General features: G+C 53.7%; 3 protein-coding genes and 1 pseudogene. 2 read left to right on the top strand and 2 right to left on the bottom strand.

Annotated features, from left to right (window positions below):
- Positions 1 to 10: 10 nt before the first annotated feature.
- On the top strand, positions 11 to 160 hold the full coding sequence (locus tag ROG8370_RS21590; protein ID WP_212580115.1) for an integrase core domain-containing protein: 150 nt from the start codon (positions 11 to 13) through the stop codon (positions 158 to 160).
- 394 nt (positions 161 to 554) lie between these two features.
- On the opposite strand, the gene ROG8370_RS19735 is transcribed toward ROG8370_RS21590, so the two are convergent.
- Complete coding sequence (locus tag ROG8370_RS19735) at positions 555 to 881, bottom strand: DUF1330 domain-containing protein (protein WP_085828818.1); 327 nt, start codon at positions 879 to 881, stop codon at positions 555 to 557.
- Between the two features lie 172 nt (positions 882 to 1,053).
- On the opposite strand from ROG8370_RS19735, the gene ROG8370_RS19730 reads away from it, so the two are divergent.
- A complete protein-coding gene (locus ROG8370_RS19730) occupies positions 1,054 to 1,746 on the top strand; it encodes a winged helix-turn-helix transcriptional regulator (protein ID WP_085828817.1) in 693 nt (230 codons plus the stop codon).
- On the opposite strand, the pseudogene ROG8370_RS19725 reads toward ROG8370_RS19730, so the two are convergent.
- Positions 1,743 to 1,988, bottom strand: a pseudogene (locus tag ROG8370_RS19725) (integrase core domain-containing protein); the annotation flags it as partial. The gene ROG8370_RS19730 and the pseudogene ROG8370_RS19725 overlap by 4 nt on opposite strands.
- Positions 1,989 to 2,148: the final 160 nt, after the last annotated feature.

Below are 2,148 nucleotides of genomic sequence, written 5' to 3'. Positions count from 1 at the left end.
GGCAGTCTATTTGCACGAGATCACAAACGGCTGCCAAGCCAAACGGATCATTGACGGCTGGATCGGCTTTTACAACACAGAGCGCCCCCACACCGCGCTCGACAAACGCACCCCAGACGCGGCATACTTCGAGCAAGCAGAGATACGAAAAGCGGCATGAACATAAATCTGATGCATCTTAGACAAGCCGCAAAACTGTCCTAAAAAGCAGGACCACTTCACTGGCGACCGGCTGACACCCAGTCACACCAAGAAGAGTGGTAAACGTCTGCGCTACTAGCCGTCGTGCCAATGCGAGACTTCGCGGCTGGGAAGCATTCAAGAATTGAGATGAACGGCCCAGAACGGACCTTGGTCAGTTCGTCTATCGCTGCGTTGCAACGTCACGAGACCGGCCATACGTGCATCGCGCAGCAAAGCTTGGAGGGTCTATGACCGAGTTGTGGGACCAAGCTGCCATAGACCGCAGCCGAGAAATTGACTGCGGTCGGTCATAAGCAGACGCAAGCTAGTCGTGGATCGGGCCGTATGTTTCCCGATCCACTCGGTTCTGTTCAACCTGCTTTCAGATAGGGGATCGCCCCGGCGATATCCGTGTCGTCAATGACATGGAAGTTTGAGACGCTTCCAGACTGGCGAGCTTGGCCATAGGGTGCGTAGTCAGGGTCAGCTGCGAAGCTATCGAGTGCTTCCCGGGTCGGGAACTCAAGGATTGCGATCAGAGTGCTGTCTTTCGCAGCACCCTCGATAGTTTCGATATTGCCGCTCCGCGACAAGTATCGGCCTCCGTGCTTTTCAACCAGCTTGTGAACGTTCGAGGCGTATTCTGCGACCCATCCGTCATTCGTGATCTTGATATCGGCGATTAGATAAACACTCATGTTTGTTCTCCTGTTTTGTGGCGGGCCGGACCGGCCGCGCCAACTACCAACAAGTTCCCAAGAAAGTCCCAATCGCTTCCAGTCACAGAACTGAATCGGGCAGTACAGTTTCTGGACTATGCCTCGGATCCAAGACGGTTAGACTGCCAACGGATGGAATGGAGTTAATGATATGTCGCAACACGGTTACAAGCAATTTTGCCCACTCGCCATGGCAGCCGAGGTCCTTTGTACCCGCTGGACTATGGTGTTGATGCGCGAGTTAATCGCGGGGTCCACACGGTTCAATGACATCCGACGCGGCGTTCCCAAAATGTCGCCGACGTTGCTATCCCAACGTCTAAAATCCTTAGAAGAATCCGGAATTGTCGAAAGAAAACCGGTTCCGACAGAACGTGGCATTTTCGAGTACCACCTAACTGAAGCGGGCCGCGACTTACGCGATGTGGTTATCGCTATGGGTATGTGGGGCCAGAAGTGGGTGGAATCGTCACTGTCGCTCAAGAACCTCGATCCATCGCTTCTGATGTGGGACATGAGGCGGAACCTGAACCCCAAGCCGCTGCCGGATAGACGCATAGTGGTCCAGTTTGTGTATCACGACTTACCGACAACGAAACGTGACTGGTGGCTTGTAATCGAACCGGCTGGCGAGGTTGACCTTTGCTGGGCCGATCCCGGTTTTGAGATTGACCTTTTCGTGTCAACGGACTTGCGGACGATGACTGCCATATGGATGGGGGTCACCGATGTTTCCGCAGAACGAGAGAAATTTGAGTTTTCAGGCTCGCGAGAAATATCTTCGACCATTCAAACTTGGCTTGGGCTCAGTCCCTTTGCTGTACAAAAGAAACTCGCTAACTAGGTGTTCAGTCCCGGCATCTGGTGGATCGGATTTAAGATGAATCTGTCTGGCTCAGATGTCCAGATCTTGCAGATGTATTCGTAAGGCGTGAGCCCGCTGAGGGTCTTGAGTCTGCGTGCGAAGTTGTAGGCTGCCATGAAGTCCGCCAGGTGGGTGCGGAGCTGATTGTGGTCGTCGTAGTGGAAACGTTTCACGGTCGCGTCCTTGATCGTTCGGTTCATCCGCTCGACCTGGCCATTTGAATCGCCCCGAGTTTGTCGGAGACCATCAACTTCAGTAAGGATGATGGTTATGACGAAAAGCAAAATGGCAAATCGCTACTCGCCAGAGGTCCGCGCACGAGCGGTCAGGATGGTGTTTGAGCATCAAGGCTCATACGAAACGCAGGCGGGCGCGATTGCG

The sequence above is a fragment of the Roseovarius gaetbuli genome (assembly GCF_900172365.1).
GTDB lineage: Bacteria > Pseudomonadota > Alphaproteobacteria > Rhodobacterales > Rhodobacteraceae > Roseovarius > Roseovarius gaetbuli.
The sequence above is the reverse complement of the archived record's forward strand: the minus strand, read 5'-3'. Positions and strand labels throughout refer to the sequence as shown.

Excerpts from the sequence above, each read along its gene's own strand:
- ROG8370_RS19735 (WP_085828818.1), bottom strand. The coding sequence starts at position 881 with ATGAGTGTTTATCTAATCGCCGATATCAAGATCACGAATGACGGATGG.
- ROG8370_RS19730 (WP_085828817.1), top strand. The coding sequence starts at position 1,054 with ATGTCGCAACACGGTTACAAGCAATTTTGCCCACTCGCCATGGCAGCC.